This is a genomic window from Streptomyces sp. NH27 (assembly GCF_056859195.1).
The window spans coordinates 1-984 of sequence record NZ_JACEGK010001001.1 but is presented as its reverse complement, the minus strand read 5'-3'; the positions used below and the strand labels follow the sequence as shown (position 1 = coordinate 984).

1 protein-coding gene is annotated in these 984 nt (G+C 75.0%); it reads left to right on the top strand.

The features are described 5' to 3' along the window. Positions 1-971, top strand: a 971-nt coding sequence (locus AC13HU_RS37665) for a quinone oxidoreductase family protein (RefSeq protein ID WP_483046506.1), incomplete at its 5' end; no start/stop codon positions are given. Between the last annotated feature and the right edge of the window lie 13 nt (positions 972-984).

Genomic DNA, 984 nt, shown 5'->3' with positions numbered 1-984 from the left:
GAGTCGCCATGCGCGCCGCCGTCGTCCGCTCGTTCGACCACCCGCCCCGCTACGAGGAGTTCGCCACCCCCGCCCCGACCGGGGACCAGGTTCTGGTGGACGTGCTCGCCGCAGGGTTGCACCCCCGGGTCCGATCCGGAGCGGACGGCACCCACTACACCAGCGACGGACGCCTGCCGATGATCCCCGGCGTCGACGGCGTGGGACGGCTGCCCGACGGCCGGCGCGTGTACTTCGTGGCCGACGACGACGCACCCGGCACGATGGCCGAGCAGGCGATCCTCGACCCGCGCCGCGCCGTACCGCTGCCCGAGGACGCCGACCCGGTGGTGATCGCGGCCGCGATGAACCCGGCCATGTCCTCGTGGGTGGCGCTGCGCAGCCGGGTCGCCTTCAAGTCCGGGCGGAGCGTGCTGGTGCTCGGCGCGACCGGCAACGCCGGGCAGATGGCCGTGCAGATCGCCCGCCACCTCGGCGCGGCCCACGTCGTAGCCGCCGGGCGGGACGCCGACCGGCTGGCGCTGCTCACCGGACTGGGCGCGACCACCGTGGTCTCCCTGGCCGGCGATCCGGCGGAGGCCGCCGGCCGGCTGGGCGAGGCCGCCGCCGATGTCGACGTCGTGATCGACTACACCTGGGGCGTCCCCACCCAACTGGCCATCCCCGCCCTGCTCACCCGCCGGACCGAGCGCAGCGCTGCGCTCGACTGGATCCAGATCGGTTCCATGGCCGGGCCGGACATCACCCTGCCGTCCTTCGTGCTCCGCGCGGCCAACCTGCGGATCATGGGCAGCGGCCAGGGGTCCCTCACCGCGGCCGGCATCGTCGCCGAACTGCCGTCCTTGATAGAGCAGTTGGCCGCGGGTACCCTCACCGCCGCCGCGCAGCCGGTGCCGCTCGCCGAGGTCGAGCGGGCCTGGACCGCTCCCACCGAGCCGGGCCGCCGCGTGGTGCTGACCACCTCCGCGTAGCACGCGTCCCGAC